A 3,097-nucleotide genomic window follows, 5' to 3' on the forward strand; every position below is an offset into this window, starting at 1 on the left:
TTTCGCCAGATGATTCCTGTATACCTGCTTAGTCACGATCGTGACGAGATCCAAAAGCCACGGACGTGAGTCCGTGGTTTGGGCAAACCAAGCGAAGCAAGTCGCAACGCGACGACACAAAACCCGTGCGTGCGCACGAATGAACCACCGGGAGCGGCATCTGTCATCGCTTGGGACGTTGATTGTTTTAGTGCCTTTTTTAGCGGAACGGCGCAAGCCGTCCGGTCCCGAGTCACCGGACGGCTCGCGCCGTTCCGCTACATTTGAAATCCTTCAGTAATACAATCGACGTCCCTCGCGACTTGGGATATGTGGAGGCGACGTTGATCCCGGACTCGCGTCCGGCACTTTCGCCTGCCGTCGCTATCGCGACTTGAAATGGAAGCAATACTGGCGTGGCCTTGTATTTCCACACCTTCGCAGAGATTTAGCAGTCCAGAGATTTCGCGGTGCAGAGACTCTTAGCAATCCAGGCTAATGCCCAAATGGCTTATGGGATTTTGCCCAATTATTTCTGCCTACCTGCTCTTAGTAAACGTATGTGCCGCAGTGGTCGGTGAGTAGTTCTTCGACAGAGAAGACACTTCTTGGTGTCACGAAGGGACGACGGGAAGGAGTTGCGATGATGCCTGATATGTCATTGGAACTCACGTGGTATGTTCAATGTAACTTTTGCATCCTCACCACAGCGGCTACCTGCAGATCCGACGCAGGTTCGGGCGTGGCGGGCAACTCAGGGCAAATGATGAAAAACCAACGTTTTGCAACCATTGTTGTTTGGATCACCGCGGCGGCGTATGCGGGCTTCGCCGTCTGGCTGGGCATTTCTCCGAATGCGTTGTTGGAAGCCTTCGGTATTGATCAACGAACTCCGCAGATGGCGACTGAGATCCGTGCGTTTTACGGCGGGGTGGAGATGGGTATTGCAGCGGTAATGTTGCTACTTTGGAAACAAAAACAGGTTGCCTCCGCATTGCTGGTCGGTGCCCTTCCGCTACTCGGGTCTGCATCGGGACGTTGCCTCGGCATCGTTGTCGATGGCTTCTCCGCCCTCCACGCAACATTTGCGATTTTTGAGTTCGTCGGATTCCTATTCTGCGTGGCGGGCGTCTTTTCGCTGAAGAATTCCGTCGGCGATGCGACTTGAAGGCCGCAGTGGCGATGCGTTTGCATTGCGTTCGATGAGCACTTGCGCCGATGGATGCTGATTGCGAGGCACCGCTGTGTTCTCATCACGTGGGTTAGGTTACAGGTGTGAGTTAAGCAGGTAGGCGATCACGTTCCGATGATCCCTTTAGCATGAGGGCAGTTCCAGGCTGTTGTGAATGGCTAGTCTTGTGTGACGTCGATTTCATTGCTGCTGGATTTCAATAGTAGCGGCACGGCGCAAGCCGTCCGGTAACGCGGGACCGGACGGCTTGCGCCGTGCCGCTAAGAAGAGCAGCATAACATTCATCTCCGTAGTGACGGCACGCAACCGCCAGGGTTGGTGTGAGTCCGTGGTTGGGAAAACCGAGACGAAGCAATTCGCAGTGCGACGCCGGGAAACATTCCACCTCTTTGTTTGAATGCCGTTCAGCGTGTCCCGCATAATTGGTTCGTCGCAACGCGACGTCTACCAAATTTCGGGGACGAAGGTCTGGTCTTCGAGCGGTGGACGAACATACGCTCCCGCTTCGGGACGCGCCATCAGCGTGGGTGGCGTCGGCGTCAAATCTTTATACTTGATCTTGCTCAACAAGTGCGAGATGCAATTGAGTCTCGCACATTTCTTGTTGTCCGCTTTGACGACGTACCACGGGGCTTGTTTGATGTCGGTGTGTGCGAACATCACGTCTTTGGCTTTGGAGTATTCCAGCCATCGCGACCGTGACTCAACATCCATCGGACTTAGCTTCCAACTCCGTGTCGGATCTTCCATCCGTTTCTGAAATCTTCGTTCCTGTTCCTCATCGCTCACCGAAAACCAATACTTGATCAGGATCATGCCAGATCGTACGAGCATGCGTTCGAATTCCGGGCACGAACGTAAGAATTCCTTGTATTCGACGTCGGTGCAGAATCCCATCACTCGCTCGACACCTGCTCGGTTGTACCAACTACGATCGAACAACACGATCTCACCGGCGGCTGGAAGGTGCGGTACGTATCGCTGGAAATACCAGCTTGATTTTTCCCTTTCGGTCGGTCTTCCGAGCGCAACGACGCGACAGATCCGTGGGTTGAGGCATTCAGTTATTCGCTTAATGACGCCCCCTTTCCCTGCCGCGTCACGGCCTTCAAAGAGAACACAAACTCGCAAGCCTTCGTGTTTCACCCATTCTTGCAGTTTCACCAGTTCGATGTGCAAACGGGCAAGTTCTTTCTCGTAAACTTGCGCTTTGATTTTGTGCCGTTTGGCCTTTACATCACCGTGATCCCCCGCGAACACTTCCGCGGTTACTGACGTTTCGGTTTCGCTTTGTCGTTGTGGATCTTGCGACATGTTGATCTCCCAGAGTTTGAATCCTTAGTCGGGACATGACAAAGCGAGGATGTTCCCGGCATCAAACCGTGTGGTCGCGTTCGTCGATGACATGACATCACGCTCGTTGTGGCGAATTCACGCAGCGCAGCCTGTTTGTTCGCAGTGTAGCAGCTGTGCCGTCGACGTTGTTGGTGACTGGCGGCCGGCATCACAAACCTACCTCGATTCTGCCTGTCTTGATTGGTGCCAAATTGTCGCACGCGAATCGATCGCTTCGCCGGACCGCACCGTTTCACTTTTCGTTGGTGCTTTATCGGCATTGAAAATGAGCGTAAGACCGGACGACTCGTGCCGTTACGCTAAAAAGTGTGCTAAGCAGGTAGATAGAAGAGATTCTGTATAACGACAATTCCGCTGATCGTGATCGGTTCGGCGTAGGCCGGGCCAAGGAGCCTTAAGCGACGCAGTTCCGGCACGACTGAGCAAGTGAATGCCGGAACTCGCAAAGCCTCGGTCCGGCCTTCAGTTCGCGGCAGTTTCGCCAGATGATTCCTGCATACCTGCTTAGTATTTGGATTCGGTTGCTTCGCCAGGGCAGGGGACACGATCGTTGGCGGGAGACATTCAGAC

At 53.9% G+C, this 3,097-nt stretch carries 3 protein-coding genes; 1 reads left to right on the forward strand and 2 read right to left on the reverse strand.

From position 1 onward, the window contains the following. Positions 1-625 precede the first annotated feature (625 nt). On the forward strand, positions 626-1,147 hold the full coding sequence (locus tag NB063_RS31575; RefSeq protein WP_250933764.1) for a DUF4345 family protein: 522 nt from the start codon (positions 626-628) through the stop codon (positions 1,145-1,147). A 468-nt stretch (positions 1,148-1,615) separates the two neighbouring features. Here NB063_RS31575 and ppk2 read toward each other — a convergent pair whose 3' ends face one another. Both ppk2 and NB063_RS31585 read right to left on the reverse strand, forming a co-directional pair. After that, complete coding sequence (ppk2, locus tag NB063_RS31580; RefSeq protein WP_250933767.1) at positions 1,616-2,485, reverse strand: polyphosphate kinase 2; 870 nt, start codon at positions 2,483-2,485, stop codon at positions 1,616-1,618. A gap of 353 nt (positions 2,486-2,838) precedes the next feature. Further along, the coding region (locus NB063_RS31585; RefSeq protein ID WP_250933769.1) for a hypothetical protein at positions 2,839-3,097 on the reverse strand (259 nt) is incomplete at its 5' end.

Source organism: Aporhodopirellula aestuarii, from assembly GCF_023701485.1.
GTDB classification, from domain to species: domain Bacteria; phylum Planctomycetota; class Planctomycetia; order Pirellulales; family Pirellulaceae; genus Rhodopirellula; species Rhodopirellula aestuarii.